The 18,121-nt window shown below is 54.3% G+C and carries 15 protein-coding genes; 5 read left to right on the plus strand and 10 right to left on the minus strand.

Going from position 1 to position 18,121, the window contains the following annotated elements; translation table 11 throughout:
• Positions 1-5 precede the first annotated feature (5 nt).
• The 5 genes from infB to pnp all read left to right on the plus strand — a co-directional run bounded on the left by infB (position 6) and on the right by pnp (position 6,879).
• Positions 6-2,708, plus strand: coding sequence for a translation initiation factor IF-2 (gene infB / locus NOM67_RS07475; protein WP_041207983.1), 2,703 nt, complete (start codon positions 6-8; stop codon positions 2,706-2,708).
• 55 nt (positions 2,709-2,763) lie between these two features.
• On the plus strand, positions 2,764-3,201 hold the full coding sequence (rbfA, locus tag NOM67_RS07480; protein WP_033114161.1) for a 30S ribosome-binding factor RbfA: 438 nt from the start codon (positions 2,764-2,766) through the stop codon (positions 3,199-3,201).
• Between the two features lies 1 nt (position 3,202).
• Positions 3,203-4,153, plus strand: a complete 951-nt coding sequence (gene truB, locus NOM67_RS07485; RefSeq protein ID WP_033114162.1) for a tRNA pseudouridine(55) synthase TruB — start codon at positions 3,203-3,205, stop codon at positions 4,151-4,153.
• Positions 4,154-4,298: 145 nt separating this feature from the next.
• Positions 4,299-4,568, plus strand: coding sequence for a 30S ribosomal protein S15 (rpsO, locus tag NOM67_RS07490; RefSeq protein WP_005338797.1), 270 nt, complete (start codon positions 4,299-4,301; stop codon positions 4,566-4,568).
• A 169-nt stretch (positions 4,569-4,737) separates the two neighbouring features.
• Entirely contained in the window at positions 4,738-6,879 is a 2,142-nt protein-coding gene (gene pnp, locus NOM67_RS07495) for a polyribonucleotide nucleotidyltransferase (RefSeq protein ID WP_104015564.1), read from the plus strand.
• Positions 6,880-6,985: 106 nt separating this feature from the next.
• Here the strand turns inward: pnp and NOM67_RS07500 are convergent, their stop codons facing one another.
• Genes NOM67_RS07500 through NOM67_RS07545 form a run of 10 tightly spaced genes read right to left on the minus strand, consistent with a single transcriptional unit; the run spans position 6,986 to position 17,890 of the window.
• Positions 6,986-8,044 carry a chemotaxis response regulator protein-glutamate methylesterase gene (locus tag NOM67_RS07500; RefSeq protein ID WP_033114164.1) on the minus strand — a complete coding sequence of 353 codons (1,059 nt, stop codon included), beginning with the start codon at positions 8,042-8,044 and terminating at the stop codon, positions 6,986-6,988.
• Positions 8,041-8,532, minus strand: a complete 492-nt coding sequence (gene cheD / locus NOM67_RS07505; RefSeq protein WP_042032155.1) for a chemoreceptor glutamine deamidase CheD — start codon at positions 8,530-8,532, stop codon at positions 8,041-8,043. The genes NOM67_RS07500 and cheD overlap by 4 nt, the downstream gene beginning before the upstream one ends.
• Positions 8,533-8,537: 5 nt before the next feature.
• On the minus strand, positions 8,538-9,341 hold the full coding sequence (locus NOM67_RS07510; RefSeq protein ID WP_156852433.1) for a protein-glutamate O-methyltransferase CheR: 804 nt from the start codon (positions 9,339-9,341) through the stop codon (positions 8,538-8,540).
• A gap of 57 nt (positions 9,342-9,398) precedes the next feature.
• Positions 9,399-11,153 carry a methyl-accepting chemotaxis protein gene (locus tag NOM67_RS07515; RefSeq protein WP_156852432.1) on the minus strand — a complete coding sequence of 585 codons (1,755 nt, stop codon included), beginning with the start codon at positions 11,151-11,153 and terminating at the stop codon, positions 9,399-9,401.
• A 41-nt stretch (positions 11,154-11,194) separates the two neighbouring features.
• Positions 11,195-11,764, minus strand: coding sequence for a chemotaxis protein CheW (locus NOM67_RS07520; RefSeq protein ID WP_042032153.1), 570 nt, complete (start codon positions 11,762-11,764; stop codon positions 11,195-11,197).
• Between the two features lie 12 nt (positions 11,765-11,776).
• Positions 11,777-13,711: a methyl-accepting chemotaxis protein gene (locus tag NOM67_RS07525; RefSeq protein ID WP_255935480.1), complete on the minus strand. Its 1,935-nt coding sequence runs from the start codon at positions 13,709-13,711 to the stop codon at positions 11,777-11,779.
• 10 nt (positions 13,712-13,721) lie between these two features.
• Complete coding sequence (locus tag NOM67_RS07530; protein ID WP_255935482.1) at positions 13,722-15,932, minus strand: chemotaxis protein CheA; 2,211 nt, start codon at positions 15,930-15,932, stop codon at positions 13,722-13,724.
• A gap of 22 nt (positions 15,933-15,954) precedes the next feature.
• Complete coding sequence (locus NOM67_RS07535; RefSeq protein ID WP_255935484.1) at positions 15,955-16,281, minus strand: lipid asymmetry maintenance protein MlaB; 327 nt, start codon at positions 16,279-16,281, stop codon at positions 15,955-15,957.
• A 13-nt stretch (positions 16,282-16,294) separates the two neighbouring features.
• Complete coding sequence (locus NOM67_RS07540; protein WP_033114172.1) at positions 16,295-16,663, minus strand: response regulator; 369 nt, start codon at positions 16,661-16,663, stop codon at positions 16,295-16,297.
• Positions 16,664-16,672: 9 nt separating this feature from the next.
• Positions 16,673-17,890 (minus strand): methyl-accepting chemotaxis protein, encoded by a 1,218-nt coding sequence (locus NOM67_RS07545; protein ID WP_255935487.1) that lies wholly within the window; start codon positions 17,888-17,890, stop codon positions 16,673-16,675.
• Positions 17,891-18,121 lie beyond the last annotated feature (231 nt).

Genomic DNA, 18,121 nt, shown 5'->3' on the forward strand with positions numbered 1-18,121 from the left:
AATGAATGGCAGAAGTATCAGTCAAACAACTTGCCACTGACATCGACACACCGGTTGATCGTCTTCTCCAGCAATTTGTCGATGCCGGTATCAGCAAGAGCAAGGCCGACGACATGGTTAGCGAGTCTGAAAAGCAGACTCTGCTGGCACACTTGAAGAAACAGCACGGTGGTGACGAGGTTGCCGCTCCTGCTCGCATGACTTTGCAGCGCAAGACCAAAAGCACCATCAGTGTGCAGGGTACTGGCGGCAAGAACAAAGAAGTGCAGGTAGAAGTACGCAAATCTCGCACCTATGTAAGACGTTCGGCGCTGGAAGAAGAACAGCGTCAGGCGGAAGCCGAGGAAACAGCGCGTTTGGAAGCAGAAGCAAAAGCTCGTCGCGAGGCCGAAGACAAGGCCCGTCTCGAAGCGGAAGAGAAGGCTCGCCGTGAGGCTGAGCAGGCTCGTCGTGAAGCTGAGGAAAAGGCGCGAATCGAGGCACAACAAAAGGCTCGACAGGCTCAACAGCCCGCCAAAGCAGCCAGTAGCACAGCTCAGCAAGAGGCAGAAAAGATGGCCAAGCGCGAAGCAGAAGAACTGAAGCGCCAACAGGAACAGACAGCTTTGCAAAAAGCTGAAGAGCTCGCCGCCAAGAAAGCCGAAGAGGCTCGTGTCATGGCAGAGCAGAATGCAGCCCGCTGGGCTGAAGAAGAAGCAGCCCGCGCCAAAGAGAGCAGCGACTACCATGTGACCACCTCCAAGCACGCCCAGGCTGCTGAAGATGAGCTGGATCGCAAGGAAGAGAGCAGCCGTCGTACTGCCGCTGCCGCTAAAGGTCCGAAGAAAGTTGGCCGTCGCGACGATGATCGCAACGACCGCAACTCCCGTGATCCGCGCGCTCGCAAGGGCAAGCGTGGCAAGGTTGCTACCCCGAACGCCATGAAGCACGGCTTCAACAAACCTGCTGCTGCCGTCAACCGTGACGTCATCATCGGCGAGACCATCACAGTGGCCGAGCTGGCCAACAAGATGGCCGTCAAGGGTGTTGAAGTCATCAAGGCGATGATGAAGATGGGCGCCATGGCCACCATCAACCAGGTGATCGACCAGGAGACCGCTCAGCTGGTCGCCGAGGAGATGGGTCACAAGGTTGTGCTGCGTCGCGAGAACGAGCTGGAAGAGGCGGTACTGTCCGATCGTGACGAGACCTCCGAAGCCAAGCCGCGCGCGCCGGTTGTGACCATCATGGGTCACGTTGACCACGGTAAGACCTCGCTGCTGGACTACATCCGTAAGGCCAAGGTTGCTGCTGGCGAAGCCGGTGGTATTACCCAGCACATCGGTGCTTACCATGTTCAGACCGATAGCGGCATGATCACCTTCCTGGATACTCCGGGTCACGCGGCGTTTACCTCCATGCGTGCTCGTGGTGCCAAGGCGACCGACATCGTTGTTCTGGTTGTTGCAGCTGACGACGGCGTGATGCCACAGACCATCGAAGCTATCCAGCACGCCAAGGCTGCCGGTGTGCCGCTGGTTGTTGCCGTCAACAAGATCGACAAGCCGGAAGCAGATCCGGACCGCGTCAAGACCGAGCTGGCTCGTTACAACGTCATGTCCGAAGATTGGGGTGGAGACTGCCAGTTCGTGCACGTTTCTGCCAAATCCGGCCAGGGCATCGACGACCTGCTGGAAGCCATTCTGATCCAGGCCGAAGTGCTGGAGCTGAAAGCCGTGGTCGACGGCATGGCCAACGGTGTGGTCATCGAATCCTTCCTCGACAAGGGCCGTGGTCCGGTTGCGACCGTGCTGGTTCAGGAAGGTACTCTGCGTCAGGGCGACATCGTTCTGTGTGGTCTCGAATACGGTCGTGTCCGTGCCATGCGTGACGAACTGGGCCGCGAAATCAAGGAAGCGGGTCCGTCCCTGCCGGTGGAAATCCTGGGTCTGTCCGGTGTTCCGTCTGCCGGTGACGAAGCGACTGTGGTTCGTGACGAGAAGAAAGCCCGCGAAGTGGCTCTCTATCGTCAGGGCAAGTTCCGCGAAGTCAAACTGGCTCGCCAGCAGAAGGCCAAGCTGGAGAACATGTTCTCCAACATGACCGAAGGCGAAGTCTCCGAAGTGAATGTGGTGATCAAGGCCGACGTACAGGGTTCTGTGGAAGCGATCTGCGATGCGCTGGTCAAGCTCTCCACCGACGAAGTGAAGGTGAAGATCGTGGGTTCCGGCGTAGGTGGTATCACCGAAACCGACGCGACTCTGGCTGCTGCCTCCAGCGCCATCCTGGTTGGCTTCAACGTGCGTGCCGATGCTTCTGCTCGCAAGGTTATCGAAGCCGAGAGCCTGGATCTGCGTTACTACTCCGTCATCTATGACCTGATCGACGAAGTGAAGCAGGCCATGAGCGGCAAGCTGGCTCCCGAGTATCGTCAGGAGATCATCGGTCTGGCCGAAGTGCGCAGCGTCTTCAAATCACCGAAGTTTGGCGCAGTTGCCGGCTGTATGGTTACCGAAGGTGTGGTCAAGCGCTCCAACCGTATTCGCGTTCTGCGCGACAACGTGGTTATCTATGAAGGCGAGCTGGAATCCCTGCGTCGCTTCAAGGATGACGTCAACGAAGTCAAGAACGGCTACGAGTGTGGTATCGCGGTCAAGAACTACAACGACGTACGCGAAGGCGACCAGATCGAAGTTTACGAGACCGTTGAAATCCAACGGACTCTGTAAGCCGAGAGTCAGACAAAATAGGGGGCCATGGCCCCCTTTTATCGCAGGATAGAATATGGCCAGAGAATTCAGCCGGACCCGTCGGGTCGGACAGCAGATCCAGCGTGAAATCGCGCTGATCCTGCAGCGCGAGGTGAAAGACCCGCGCATTGGCATGGTGACCGTTTCCGATGTGGAAGTGTCCCGTGACCTTAACTACGCCAAGATTTATGTCACCTTCTTGCAGCTGGAAAATGATGCCGAGCGCATCAGTGAAGGGCTCAAGGCGTTGACCGAAGCGGCCGGTTACATCCGTAGCCTGCTGGGCAGTGCCATGCGTCTGCGCGTGGTGCCCGAGCTGCGCTTTTTCTATGATCAGACGCTGGTTGAGGGGATGCGTCTCTCCAACCTGGTGACCAATACCATCCGTGAAGACAAGCGCCGCATGGCGGAGTCGGGTCGTGACGAAGAGTCCGACGTGGCTGCGGATGATAACGCTGAGGATAAAGGCTGAGATGACTCGAAGACGTCGTTTCAAGGGCCGTGATGTTCACGGCATTCTGCTGCTGGACAAACCGACCGGTCTGACCTCCAACGATGTGTTGCAGAAGGTCAAGCGTATCTATAACGCCGCCAAGGCCGGTCATACCGGTGCGCTGGATCCGCTGGCGACCGGCATGCTGCCGATCTGCCTCGGCGAGGCCACCAAGTTTTCCCAGTATCTACTGGATGCCGACAAGCGTTACGAAGTGACGGCCAAACTGGGTGAGCGCACCAATACCAGCGATTCCGATGGTGAAGTGGTTGCGACCCGTCCGGTCAATGTGGCTGTGGGGACCTTGATTGAGGCGCTGGACCAGTTCCGCGGCCCGATCATGCAGGTACCCTCCATGTACTCCGCGCTCAAGCACAACGGCCGTCCGCTCTACGAGTATGCCCGCGAGGGGATCGAGATTGAGCGTGAAGCCCGTCCCATCACCATTTTCGAGCTGAAACTGATCAGCTTCGAAGGGGACGAGGTGAAGCTGGAAGTGCACTGCAGCAAGGGTACCTACATTCGCTCTCTGGTCGATGATCTGGGCGAGGTACTGGGTTGTGGCGCTCACGTCACCCAGCTGCGCCGCACCCAGGTTGCCAGCTATCCCTATGAGCGGATGCTGACCCTGGAGCAGCTCGAGTGCATTTTCGAGCAGGCCAAGAACGAGACCATTCCGCCGCGCGAAGTGCTCGATCCGCTGCTGCTGCCGATGGATACAGCCGTGGCATCCCTGCCCGAGGTGAACATGCTGGCGGTAGTCGCTGCCTATGTGAATCAGGGGCAGGCGGTGCAGGTACCGGGGGCTCCGGCCAGCGGTCAGGTTCGCATGACAGTCGGCCCGGAGCGCGAGTTCATCGGTGTCGGCGAGATTGATGATGATGGCCGTGTCGCGCCCAAGCGACTGGTGCGTTATCACGACGAGGAGTGATCCTCTGGCGGTATAGGGTATCTCTTTCCCGTTTCGCCTCTTTATCATTGCGAAAAGGGACGGGGACGATTATTATACCGCCCTCATTTCACGGCTGAATTAGAGATTGGCTGTGAACCTTTAAACACTCTACTGGAGTATTACCATGTCTCTAAATGCTGAGATCAAAGCTCAAATCGTTGCTGACAACGCTCGTTGCGCCAACGACACTGGCTCCCCCGAAGTGCAAGTTGCCCTGCTGACTGCCCAGATCAACCATCTGCAAGGTCACTTCAAGGAGCACTCCAAGGATCATCACGGTCGTCGCGGTCTGCTGCGCATGGTTTCCCAGCGTCGTAAGCTGCTGGACTACCTGAAGCGTAAAGATTCCGAGCGTTATGCTGCTCTGATCGCCAAGCTGGGTCTGCGTCGTTAATCGACCATCAGATTTCGCGAAAAAGGGGAACCTCAGGGTTCCCCTTTTTTATTGCTCTTCGCAGGTTGTCGCCGCCCTCACAGAATTCGTGTCGCCGCTTACCTTTTGCATCGAATCAAGTATACTTGTGCGCGAATTTAAAGAGCCAAATTGTAAAAAGGAAATTCACGTGAATCCTATTGTAAAGTCATTCCAGTACGGTCAACACACCGTCACACTGGAAACCGGTGTGATGGCCCGTCAAGCCACTGCGGCCGTTATGGTCAGCATGGACGATACCTGCGTATTTGTGACCGTTGTCGGCAAGAAAGAGGCTGATCACGGCCGCGATTTCTTCCCGCTGACCGTTAACTATCAGGAGCGTACCTATGCTGCTGGTCGTATCCCGGGTGGTTTCTTCCGTCGTGAAGGTCGTCCGAGCGAAGGTGAAACCCTCATCTCCCGCCTGATCGACCGTCCTATTCGTCCGCTGTTCCCGGAAGGCTTCTTCAATGAGGTTCAGGTCGTTGCGACCGTAATGTCCGTGAATCCGGCTGTCTCCCCCGATATCGTTGCCATGATCGGTGCCTCTGCAGCGCTGGCTATCTCCGGTATCCCGTTCGGCGGCCCGATCGGTGCAGCTCGCGTGGGTTACATGAACGGTCAGTACGTACTGAACCCGACCACAACCGAACTGCCGCAGAGCGATCTGGATTTGGTTGTTGCCGGTACTGCCAACGCCGTGCTGATGGTTGAATCCGAAGCTGCCATCCTCTCTGAAGAGGTAATGCTGGGCGCCGTGGTATACGGTCACGAGCAGATGCAGACCGTGATCTCTGCCATCAACGAGTTTGCTGCCGCTGTCGGCACCAAGCCGTGGGATTGGGCTGCTCCTGCCGTCAACGAAGAGTTGAAAGCCAAGGTTGCCGAGCTGGCCACTGCCGAGCTGGGTGAAGCCTACCGCATCACCGAGAAGGCTGTTCGCTACGAAACCATCGCTGCCATCAAAGGTCGCGTGGTTGAACAGGTGATAGCTTCCGGCGTGGAAGAAGATGCCAAGAAGATCGGTGAAGAGTTCCACAGCCTGGAAAGCCGCATCGTTCGTGGTCGTGTCGTACGTGGCGAGCCGCGTATCGATGGTCGCGATCCTGAGATGATCCGCGCCCTGTCCGTTGCTACCGGCGTTCTGCCGCGTGCTCACGGTTCTGCCCTGTTCACCCGTGGTGAAACTCAGGCAATGGTCGTTGCGACCCTGGGTACCGAGCGTGACGCCCAGAACATCGACGAGCTGACCGGCAACCGTGCCGATCGCTTCATGCTGCACTACAACTTCCCGCCATACTGCGTCGGTGAGACCGGCATGATGGGTAGCCCGAAGCGTCGTGAAATCGGTCACGGCCGTCTGGCCAAGCGCGGTGTTGCGGCTGTTATGCCGAGCGCCGACGAGTTCCCGTACGTGGTTCGTGTCGTTTCTGAAATCACCGAATCCAACGGTTCCTCCTCCATGGCCTCCGTGTGTGGCTCCTCTCTGGCGCTGATGGATGCGGGTGTGCCGATCAAGGCCTCCGTTGCCGGTATCGCCATGGGTCTGGTGAAGGAAGAAGAAGGTTTCGTTGTGCTGTCCGACATTCTGGGTGACGAAGATCACCTGGGTGACATGGACTTCAAGGTTGCCGGTACCACCGAAGGTGTGACCGCACTGCAGATGGACATCAAGATCGAAGGCATCACCAAAGAGATCATGGAGATTGCCCTGAAGCAAGCTCGTGGTGCTCGCCTGCACATCCTGAAAGTGATGGACGAAGCCATCCAGGCGCCGCGTGCCGAGATCTCCGATTTCGCTCCGCGCATCCACACCATCAAGATCAACCCGGAGAAGATCAAGGACGTCATCGGTAAAGGTGGCTCCGTGATCCGTGCCCTGACCGAAGAGACCGGCACCAACATCGAGCTGGATGATGACGGTACTGTCCGCATCGCCGCCGTTGACGGTGACGCTGCCAAAGAAGCGATCCGCCGTATCGAGGCCATCACCGCCGAGATCGAAGTGAACCGCATCTACGAAGGCAAGGTTGTTCGTCTGGCAGACTTCGGTGCTTTCGTCAACATCCTGCCGGGCAAGGATGGTCTGGTTCATATCTCCCAGATCACCGACGCTCGCGTGCAGAACGTAGCCGACTACCTGAAGATCGGTGACGTGGTGAAGGTGAAGGTACTGGAAGTGGACCGTCAGGGCCGCGTACGTCTCTCCATCAAGGAAGCGAACGCCCCGACCGAAGCTGCTCCGGCTGCCGATGCCCCGGTTGCTGCTGAAGCACCTGCTGCAGAGTAATCTGCTGCCTGAAACCGGACTGAATTCCGGTTGCAGTAAAAAATCCGGCTCCCCTTGGGGAGCCGGATTTTTTTATGGGCAATGGCGGAGATCCCGGTCAAGGGAGTTATCTGCCGAGGATGGCATGATGCATCTCCTGCAGAGGAAGTACATGGCGGGCAGCCGAGAGTTTGATCGCCTCCTTGGGCATGCCGAAGACCACACAGGAAGCTTCATCCTGGGCATAGGTGTTGGCTCCCGCTTCCAGCATTTCGCGTAATCCCCGGGCTCCATCATCCCCCATGCCGGTCATGATGATGCCGGTGGCGTTCTTGCCGGCATATTTGGCCACAGAGCGAAACAACACATCCACTGAAGGGCGATGACGGTTGATAAGAGGGCCATCAACCACTTCGACGTGGTAATAAGCACCGCTGCGCTTGAGCATCATGTGTTTGCCGCCCGGCGCGATCAGTGCTAGTCCAGGGATCACTCGATCATTGTTCTTGGCTTCTCTTACCTCTATCTGACATACCCCGTTGAGACGCTCGGCAAACATGGCGGTAAATTTTTCCGGCATGTGCTGCACGATCACGATGCCGGGACTGACCCGGGGGAGGGCTGTCAGGACAGCCTCAAGCGCCTGGGTGCCTCCCGTGGAGGTACCGATTGCGATGAGCCGCTCGGTGGTTTGTGCCATGGCGTGCTGGTTGGGGGACAACATGACATCGGCATTCAGTTTGGGATTGGTCGTGCGGGGCGCCGGTTTGCCGAGCCGCTTGATGTTGGCTTGCGCAGCGGCTCGTACCGCCATAGCCAGATCATGGGCTGACTCCTGCAGGAAGCTCTTTATTCCCATGGTTGGTTTGGTGATGATATCGACCGCTCCGGCCGCCATTGCCTGCAGGGTGGTTTCAGCTCCTTTTTCGGTCAGAGAGGAGCAGATAACTACTGGGGTTGGGTGCTCTGCCATGATCTTGGTGAGAAAGGTGATGCCATCCATTCGTGGCATCTCCACATCGAGGATGATGACATCGGGCCACTCTTTCTTCAGCTTGTCCTGGGCAAAAATCGGGTCTGAGGCTGTTGCGATAACCTTGATATCTGGCTCCTGCTCCAACACTGCTTGCAAGACCTGTCTGACCACGGCGGAATCATCCACCAGCATGACCCGGATCTGTTTCATTCTCGCGACTCCCGTTGATGTGGCAGACGATGATGGCGCAGCCAGACACTACCGCTATTGAGCTCGAAAATCAGACTCCGGTGACCATAGTGGCCAAGATGATGAGCCTTGATATCAAGTCCCAGGTGTTTGGTCAGCTGCCAGGCTGCCTGAATATTTCTGGTGGCGACATTGTTGTCGCTCTGGATGTACTCTGGTGTGTCAAACATGTTGCCCCCTCCAAACAACTTCACCTCGTACTCATGAATGGGGGCTGGATACTGGGCAATCGCCTTTAGCAGCAGGGTGATGGCCTCATCGGCATAGCGCCCATCCAGCTCTGTGGAGGGGGTTCCCCGGGTTGGCAACATGTAATGGCACATACCGCCCTGTTTCTGCTCCGGATGCCACAAGGTGATGGCCACGCACGAGCCAAGGAAGGTTTTTATGTGCACATCTTCCTTGCCAAAGAAGAGCTCACCCGGTTGCAGGATCACCTCCCGTACCATGCCGGTTATCTCTTCTGGTAGATGGAGGGAGAGACAAGCTGTAAACCATGCGGCAAGCCGTGCAGGCTTTCTGCATGGCTGACCAGCAGATAGCCGCCGTGTTTCAGCTTGGGCTCCAACCGTTGCAACACTTGTGCTTTGGTCTCCTTGTTGAAGTAGATCATGACATTGCGGATGAAGATGACGTCAAACATGCCAATGTCGGGTAGCTCCTGATTGAGGTTTATCTGCATGAAACGGACTTTTTCCCGCAACTTACGATCAATGATGAAAATGCCCTCCTGCAGGCCGATGCCCTTGAGGCAATATTTCATCAAAAATGAGAGCGGTATGTTATGGGCACGCTCTATTGGATAGCGTCCGCTCATCGCCTGCTCAAGCACCCGTGATGAGATATCCGAGGCCAGGATCTCCCAGCCTAGTGTGTTCCGCTTCTCAGCCAGGGTCATGGCAAGGCTGTATGGCTCTTCACCAGAGGAGCTGGCAGCACTCCAGATCCTCAATGAGCGATCTGCAGGTATGTGGGTGAGAACCTGCTGGGTCAGAAAATCAAAATGCTTGGGTTCTCTGAAGAAGTATGTTTCATTGGTCGTGAGCAGATCGAGAGCCAGTTGCAGTTCGCCACTCCTGTCGGCCATGATGAACTGAAAATAATCGTCATAACTTTCCAGCCCGTAGTGACATACCCGCTTTGCCAGCCGACTGGCGACCAGCGCTTTTTTGGCAGGGGACATATCAATCCCCGCCGTCTGATGCAGCCAGCGTTGGAAACGGGAGAATTCGTCATCATGTAACTGGATTTGGTACAAGTGCCTATGCCTCCACCAGAGATATTCAGAAGAGAGGCAATGCCTCTCTTCTCATGGTTAAAACCGGACGAAATCAGAATCATTGAGTGGACGCGATTGACCGGCTAATCGATCCTGGTTTTTGTTATTCCCCTCGGTAACGAAATGCCCTTTGGTATGGTGATGCGCAGACTTGCCGTTGGCTTTGTTCTCTTTGTGTGGTTCCTCCAGAGTGAAGAACTCCATAGCGAGTTGTAGTTGTTCTGCCTGAGTGCTCATCTCCTCCGCTGTTGCCGCCAGCTCTTCGCTACAGGATGCATTTTGCTGGGTAACCTGGCTGAGCTGGTTCATGGCGAGGTTGATCTGGCTGACGCCGGTTGATTGCTCAGTCGATGCCGCACTGATCTCCTGAACAAGATCCGATGTTTTGTTGATAGAGGGCACCATTTGATCCAGAAGATGCCCAGCTTTCTCTGCCATATCTACACTGCTGGACGCGAGCTCACCAATCTCTTGTGCCGCGATCTGGCTGCGCTCGGCCAGCTTGCGAACTTCAGCTGCAACTACGGCAAAGCCTTTGCCATGATCGCCTGCCCGGGCGGCCTCGATTGCCGCATTGAGTGCCAGCAAGTTGGTTTGATAGGCGATGTCGTCGATGATGCCAATCCGTTTGGCTATCTGCTTCATTGCATCAACGGTAAGTTTGACAGCCTCGCCACCCTCTATCGCCTCTTTCGCGGCCTTGCTGGCCATGCCATCGGTGACTTGGGCGTTGTCGGTGTTCTGGTTGATGCTGGCACTCATCTGTTCTATTGATGCGCTGGTCTCCTCCATGCTGGCTGCTTGTTCACTACTCGACTGGCTGATGGATTGAGCTGTTGCACTAACCTGTTCGGCTGCGCTGGATAAGTTATCCGAGGCACTTCTCACCTCTGTCACAATATTGGTCAGGGAGGCAATGGTTTGGTTGAGAGCATCCTTGGTGGTACCGAATATGCCGGGGTAATCGGCTTCAATGTGCTGGGTCAGGTCTCCTTTAGCCAAAGACTGAACTATCCGGATTACATCGCTTAGCGTACAGTCGATCACTTCGGCAATCTGATTGATCCCTTCCCCCATAGTTTGGAAAAATCCGCTCTTTCCGGCCAGGTCCATGCGGTGGTGCAGTTCGCCGTTGATGACAGCTTGCACGAGATCAGACATCTCTCTCTCGATGGTCACCTCCTTGGTTCTGTCTGCCCATTCGACAACGGCACCAAGCCGTTCGCCATTGTCATTGAAGACCGGATTGGCAATCAGGGCGAAGGTGCGTCCACCGAGCTTAATTTGGGTACGATAGGTGCTGCTCAATTTGGCCAGCATGGCGCGCTGGTGACCGGGATGCTTGTGAAAGCTGTCGATGTTTGCCCCCATCAGCTGATTGGCATTGAAGCTGTATAGCTCTTTTTTGATATCAGATTCAGCTGTATTGAGCATTTCGGTCACGGCTTCGTTCATGTAGATAATGTCGAAATTGGTATCGGCGATCATCACATTGGTCGTGGCGCAATCGAGTGCTTTGCGAACCAGCCGATTTTCATGGAGGAGCCTCTGGTTGTTATGAAGCTCTTCTCTGTAGCTCTCCAGCTTGTCATTCATCAGAGTGACAAGTTCATTGATGCTGTGGCCAGTCTCTAGTTGTGAACCATCGAATCCGGAGAGATCGATCGGGTGGAGTGACGCATCATCGATTAGTGCTTGCTGGAGCCTTTTGATAGATGCCAGTAGTTGGGCATGCTTGAGCGTTTCTGCTGCACTGTCGCCGAAGAGTTTGCCAAAGAGTGATTGAGTCATGAGCGTGTCCTTTTGCTGCATGTCATGGTTTAGATACCGGTTCAGGAAAGTTGCAGATTACTCTGCGGTAAACGAGCCTGCGGCTGGGTTATTTCGTTGAGCTGGGCCATCTCTTCCAGTGACAGGACTTTTTCGGTGTCGATCAGAATGACGAACTTGCCATTCACCTTGCCCATTCCGCTGATGAAGTCAGCTCTGATTTTTGCGCCAAAACTGGGGGGCGGTTCGATGTCGGATGGGGGGATGCCTAGTACTTCAGATACTGAATCGACTACAACACCGATGTCATGACCAGCCGGCTCATCGCCTTGCTGCGGCATGCCTTCAATGATGACTATGCAACTTCTGCGCGTAATGTTTGAGGGGGCGCAGCCAAAGCGGGCACTCAGATCCACGACAGATACCACGGATCCCCTCAGATTGATCACCCCGCGGATAAAGCTTGGCATCATGGGAATGGGAGTAATGTTGCCGTATTCGATGATCTCTTTGACGCCCAAAATATTGATGGCAAACATCTCGTTGTTAATCAGGAATGTCAGGTACTGGGCGTCGCCTGATTGTTCGTTCAATGTTGCCGGCGGCAGCGTGATATTGGTTGAACTGTTCATGCGGTCCTCCGGTTAAAAGTGAATAAAATCCGCTTCATTCACGGATGAAGATGGGGGCTGATGTGGCGGAATAGCCCGTTGTGGTGGGGCAATAAAGCTTCCTCTCGGAGGAGATGCTTTATGGTTTTTATGGCTCTGCTCATACTGACTGACGCTGGTTTGCGGATTTTTCTCCAACGAGAAAAAGGACATGGTCTGCTGCAGTTCACTTGCCTGCGAGCTCATCTCTTCCGCAGTGGCTGCCAGTTCTTCGCTGCTGGCCGCATTTTGCTGTGTTACCTGATTAAGTTGACTCATTGCCAGACTGATTTGGTTGGCTGCACTGGCTTGTTCAGAGGAGGCCGCATTAATCTCTTGAACCAGGTCGGATGTTTTGCGGATCGAGGGGACAATTTTTTCCAGCAAACTGCCGGCACATTCAGCCTTGCTGACGCTGTCGGAAGATAGTTCACCAATCTCCTGTGCGGCGACCTGGCTGCGTTCAGCAAGTTTTCGAACTTCAGCCGCGACTACAGCAAAACCTTTACCGTGTTCTCCGGCACGAGCAGCTTCGATGGCGGCGTTCAGTGCCAGAAGATTAGTTTGATAGGCAATATCATCGATAATGCTGACTTTCTTGGCTATTTGCTGCATGGCAGCCACTGTTTGCTGAACAGAACGCCCACCTTCGGTTGCCTCTTTTACCGAGTTGCTGGCCATGCTGTCGGTGATTTTGGCATTCTCTGTGTTCTGATTGATGCTGGCACTCATCTGCTCGATGGATGCACTTGTCTCCTCGACGCTGGCTGCTTGTTCGCTGGTTGCCTGGCTAAGGGCTTGTGCTGTGTTGCTCACCTGGTTGGATGCATTGGTGAGGTTATCTGCGGCGTTGCGTACCTCTTCAATGATGTGTGTCAGTGCCACTATGGTTTGGTTCAGGCCATCTTTTGTCTGACCAAAAATCCCGGGGTAGGGCTCGTCAATACGTTGTGTCAGGTCTCCCTTGGAGAGAGAGGTTGCAATGCGCATCACATCCTCAAGGCTGGTATCTGTTACATGGGAAAGACGGTTCAGCAACTCGGATACCCGCTTGATATAGCCCTGGCGATCCTCCAGTGAAATTTTATGGCTGAAATCCCCTTGCTCAACGGCGGCGGTAACCAGAGTCTCTATGTCGGTGATCAGTGCTCCCAGCGTTTTGACCATATTGTCCATGGCGAGCAGCAACTGTCCTGCTTCGTCATTTGATGCAACATTGATAGACACATCCAGGTTGCCTGCAGCCAGACTGTTGGCCACATGCAGTGCTTGTTCAATCGGGGCAATGATGCTTTTGATCAGCATGGCTCCCAACCAGGCAGCGAGGATCATGCCTGCAGCGACAACGCTGGCCATGGTGATGAGCATGATGTGGTACCAAGATTGGGCCGCAGTGTATTCCGCTTTGGCTACATCGAGTTGCAGGGTTACCAGCTCGGTTATCTTGTTACCTATGGGGTCTATCGAGTTGTACAGAGCCCCGTCGAAGTTGCTGAGCATGCCAGAGATCGTGCCATGCTGGGTTGCCAGATACTTTTCCAGCTTGCCAATATCTTGGTTGGCTGCATTAAACAGGCTTGTGACTTCGGCAGATAGACGCTGCTCTTCCCTGGTAAGAGTGGTTGATTGATATTGTTGCCATACATCCTTGATCTCTTTTTGCGCTTGCTGAATCTGGGTCAGAGCCTCTTCTGCCGGGATCAGACCTGCATTGGCTTTATTGACGTTGTCGATGATCGAGACGGCGTAGCGATCAGAGATAGTTTTCAGTTGTTTGAGTGGAACCACCCGGTCGTTGTATACCCGTTGCAACCCTGTATTGCTGCTCTGCATATTATATAAGCCAAGGCTGCCAACTCCGAGCAGAAGTGTGCAAAGCAGGCAAAGCAGAACAATGAGGCGTAATTTTATGGTGGAGTTTTTAAACATATGTGACTCCTCAGTTGATGCTGATTTGGGGTTGGATTGATGGGGGGATTAATCGGCTAAATTGCCCTGATTCCTGGTTTATTGCGTGCTGAATAAGCGATGGAATATCGAGGATAAGAGCAATTTCTCCTCCTCCCAAAATGGTTGATCCGCTTATTCCCTGCAGCCGCTGGAATAATTTACCCAGAGGTTTGATGACAGTTTGAAACTCTCCCAGCAGCTCATCGACTACCAGTCCAGACTTTTTCCCTGCATAACTCACCACGACAATATTCTCACGACGTCCCTTGATGCCTTGGGTATCAAAGTAGTGCTGCAGACGAATAAAGGGCAGCACTTCACCTCGCAAGTTGATGTAATTTCGTCCTTGTGTATCGGCCAGAGCGCTCGGTGTTAATTCCACGCACTCGATCACCATATCCAGCGGGATGACATAGTGGGTATCGCAGACCCTGACCAGAAAACCGTCGATGATGGCGAGTGTCAGCGGAAGGCGGATTTGCACTCTGGTGCCCTTGCCTGGGATGCTGTCGAGCTCAACTGTGCCCCTCAATGCCGTAATGTTGCGTTTGACCACATCCATACCGACGCCGCGGCCGGAGAGATTGGTAATTGCTTCGGCAGTGGAGAAGCCGGGCTCGAAAATGAGTTGGTAAATCTCCTGGTCTGTCAGCGTACTGGTGGTACTGATCAAACCGCGTTCAATGGCTTTTTGTTGGATCCTTGCCTTATTGAGGCCCGCACCATCATCCCTGATCTCGATAACGATGCTGTTCGAGTCGTGGTAGGCGTTGAGGTTCAACGTTCCTTTGGCAGGTTTGCCTGCAAGTAGGCGTTGCTCGGCCGATTCGATACCATGATCCATCGCATTTCTGACCAGATGCATGAGCGGGTCGCCGATCTTCTCTACGACGGATTTATCCAGTTCGGTTTCTGCACCTGATATTACTAGGGTGATTTCTTTGTTTAGCTCCTGACTTACATCTCGTACAACTCGTTGAAAGCGGTTGAAGGTATCACCAATGGGGACCATTCTCAGGCGCAATGCGTTATCGCGGATCTCTTCCACCAGCATGGCGATCACCGATGTGGCTTCCTGTAGCTGGGCTTCCCTGATGCGCTGTGCGAGCAAGTTTGCCCCTGAACTGGCGACTACCAGCTCCCCAACCAGATTGATAAGGTCATCCAGCTTGTCGGCATGCACCCTGACGTAGCGCCCCTCCTTGTTTTTGCTCTCTTTGGTCTGGTTTTGTTTTTTCAGTGCCGCATCGACAACGGCTTCATTGACAGCGCCTTGCGCGATGAGGATTTCGCCAAGCTTGGGTGCGGTTTCATTGGATGTCGCTTGCTGGGTGTGTAGTCCTGCGGCCAGCTCTTCTGCGGTAAGGGCTCCGGTGTTGACCAGCAGTTGCCCCAACATGGCGTTATCTTCCGGCAGCGATTCAATGAGATTGATGAACTCGGTGATCTTGCTGTGGGGGGGGAGAATGGCAATCTGGCAGTCATCTCTGACAAATTCAAAGACGTCGCTGATGGCAGCTTTATCTGCTTGGGAGTCAAAATCAATTTCATAACCGAGATAGCAGTTTTCCGGATCAAAATGTTCCCAATCCGGTATGGCCTGGTGAATGGTCTCCAGTGCACTGATAGTACCGAGCGTGCAGAGATAGCGGAGAAAGGCCGCAGGATCCATGCCGTTGCGCAGCACGTCCGAACCAAAGCGCAGAGATATATGCCATAGCGATGCTGAGCTGGTGACCGCTCCCTCTTTTTCAATTTTAGCTTCGGGAGTGGGCACAGTGTCTGGCAAGGTGGTTTGCGGTACACATTGATAACGGGTGAGAGCAAGCCGCAAGCGCTGATCCTGCATTTCGTCGCTATCGCTCAATGCTGAGCCTTGTTCGGCCACGACGCTGATGAGTAGCTGGATGTGGTCACAACTCTCCAGCAGATCCTTTATCAGGGGAGAGGTGACAACAAGTTGCTGGTTTCTTATCTGGTCGAGCAGATCCTCTACGATGTGGGTAAACCCGACGATCGGCTGCAGCCCAAACAGCCCTGCGGAGCCTTTGATTGTGTGAGCCGCACGGAAGATGGCACCTATCAGTTCGCCATTATCTGGCTCACCTTCCAGTGAGAGTAGAGCGGATTCCATCTCTTCGAGTAGATCACGCGCCTCGGCAATATAGGTTTGTAAAGCCTGATCAAGATCGATACTCACAGTGACTCCTTGTCATGGTGGCTCAGGGCCGCTCGTCATGAGTGATGAGAGTTGGATCGCCAAAGAATCCGGATAATTGGCAAAGTTCCAGAAGTTCCAGCACGACGTTGCTATGCCAGACCAGCGAGAGGGCGTAACCCTGTTGCTGTGCACTTTTTTTGGCTGCGATCAGCAGTTGGAGTCCCGCACTATCTATCTCGGCAATATTTGCCAGATTGAGTTCCAGTTCCCGTCCTTGATAGAGCAAGGGGGTGAGTGCCTCTTTGATTTCGCCCACTGTGTATATGGTGAGCTCGTCAGGTAGAGTGACCACTGTCTTGTTATCCAGCATCTCGCTTTGCAATGTCATATGAGCTCCGGGATCATGGCATGATCAGTTTGGATACCGCGGAGAGCATCTGTTCCGGCTGGAACGGTTTGACTACCCATGCTTTGGCGCCTGCAGCCTGGCCTTCCTGCTTTTTGCTATCCTGCGACTCAGTCGTCAGCATGATGACGGGAGTGAATTTGTAGCTGGCCAGCTTTTTCGCCTCTTTGACAAAGGTGATGCCATCCATGTTGGGCATGTTGACGTCGCTGATGATCAGGTTGATCTTCTTGCCGTCGAGTTTTTTGAGCGCGTCCTTGCCATCACAGGCTTCCATGACTTCATAACCGGCGCCTTTGAGCGTCATGCCTACGACTTGGCGAATGGTTGCCGAGTCATCCACGATCAGGATCGTTTTGCCCATATATCTCTCCTAGAAAAATGTGATGTCAGCGCTGCTTGTTTGCGCTTGGACTGTACGGGTAGTGCGACCATGGTGAATATTGCGTTGCTCATCGGTTGCGTATGAGAGCTCCATATCAGCCAACCACCGGTTGGCATCGATCTGGATGGGGCCAGATTGCTGGTTGTTTTGCTCCGATTGCAGGTGGTTCGAGAGGTTCTCCATATTTTTCCGGATATGGCTCAGGATCTGGCTAACCCTGTCCTGAAATTGCAGTGAGACAATAACGCTGGAGATCTCGCGATGGATTTCGGTGCTTTCGTTTTGCAGTAAAGACGCTGACTCAGCCAGACTGTCGGTGGCATGACGAAAGCGGCTCAGCACCTGCTCGATGGTTTGCTCGGAATTGAGGGCCGAAGCGTGATCCCGTGCCGCGGCATTTTCGGCAATCTGAAATGCACGGCTGATCCCTGTGTTGATGGTGTCGACTTTATCCGTCATTTTTTGGGCTGTTTCGCTGGAGAGGCGTGACAGGTTGCGCACTTCATCCGCTACTACGGCAAAACCACGTCCGGCTTCGCCAGCCCGTGCTGCTTCAATGGCTGCGTTGAGTGCCAGAAGGTTGGTCTGGGAGGCAATCTTGGCAACATCCATCGCCATGGCATTGAGTTCGATAGTGTAGGTTGTCAGGCTCTTTATCTCGGCCAGCATGGCATCCCGATTGGCTTGCGCCGAGTGCAAGATGGCCACGACTTCATTGAGCTGTTGTTGGCTTTCGCTCAGAACTCCTGCCATGCCGCGAGAGTTGGCATCTCCCAGTTCCCCTGCAGCAAGTTGAGAGGCATTGACGGCTTCTTCCAGCTTGGTGGCCAATCCGCTGAAGCGTTGAGTCAGATCGATCATTGCCTCCTCGGTCTGTTGGCGAGAGTTTTCAATCTGTTTTGACCAGATGGGGAGAACTTTTCCACATACCTGCTCGAGACCGGCGATGGAGTGGGTATGTACGCTGTTATCTATGGTCGCAGAATCAGCTGCGCGAGTTTGCTGGTGGTGCAACTGCTGATGGAAATGGCGGGATGTCCAGAGCGAGGCCCCGCAGGAGAAGAGCACGATAACAAGCAGGTAAATGAGCGAAAGGGCACCAGCAAGCTGTAACAGCAGGCAGCTCAGCACGCCAAGACCGATACCGCAGAACCAGCAAACCGGTTCCCAAAGCGGTGTGTTTACGCCACTTTTTGGTTGTGTCATTTGAAGTTTTATCCCAGTGCAAAATTTTTTGGGGTTCAAGAGCCGATGGTTTTAATGTGAGGGTCTCTTGAATCTCTTTCTTTATTTATAGTTGGCACAATAAGGGTAGCGTAAAAAAAATACTTGGCTGCAAATTGGTCTGTTATGGCCGGTAGCCAGAGGCGCTGTTAAGGGGACAAGAGCAGGAGTCGGGTGAGCTGGATAACAAAAGAGCCTGCAGTTGCAGGCTCT

This window comes from Aeromonas sp. SG16 (assembly GCF_024436135.1).
GTDB classification, from domain to species: Bacteria; Pseudomonadota; Gammaproteobacteria; order Enterobacterales; family Aeromonadaceae; genus Aeromonas; species Aeromonas jandaei.

Coding starts and splice junctions, on each gene's coding strand:
- infB (WP_041207983.1), top strand. CDS start 6: ATGGCAGAAGTATCAGTCAAACAACTTGCCACTGACATCGACACACCG.
- rbfA (WP_033114161.1), top strand. CDS start 2,764: ATGGCCAGAGAATTCAGCCGGACCCGTCGGGTCGGACAGCAGATCCAG.
- truB (WP_033114162.1), top strand. CDS start 3,203: ATGACTCGAAGACGTCGTTTCAAGGGCCGTGATGTTCACGGCATTCTG.
- rpsO (WP_005338797.1), top strand. CDS start 4,299: ATGTCTCTAAATGCTGAGATCAAAGCTCAAATCGTTGCTGACAACGCT.
- NOM67_RS07500 (WP_033114164.1), bottom strand. CDS start 8,044: ATGAAACAGATCCGGGTCATGCTGGTGGATGATTCCGCCGTGGTCAGA.
- cheD (WP_042032155.1), bottom strand. CDS start 8,532: ATGGTACGGGAGGTGATCCTGCAACCGGGTGAGCTCTTCTTTGGCAAG.
- NOM67_RS07515 (WP_156852432.1), bottom strand. CDS start 11,153: ATGACTCAATCACTCTTTGGCAAACTCTTCGGCGACAGTGCAGCAGAA.
- NOM67_RS07520 (WP_042032153.1), bottom strand. CDS start 11,764: ATGAACAGTTCAACCAATATCACGCTGCCGCCGGCAACATTGAACGAA.
- NOM67_RS07525 (WP_255935480.1), bottom strand. CDS start 13,711: ATGTTTAAAAACTCCACCATAAAATTACGCCTCATTGTTCTGCTTTGC.
- NOM67_RS07535 (WP_255935484.1), bottom strand. CDS start 16,281: ATGACATTGCAAAGCGAGATGCTGGATAACAAGACAGTGGTCACTCTA.
- NOM67_RS07540 (WP_033114172.1), bottom strand. CDS start 16,663: ATGGGCAAAACGATCCTGATCGTGGATGACTCGGCAACCATTCGCCAA.
- NOM67_RS07545 (WP_255935487.1), bottom strand. CDS start 17,890: ATGACACAACCAAAAAGTGGCGTAAACACACCGCTTTGGGAACCGGTT.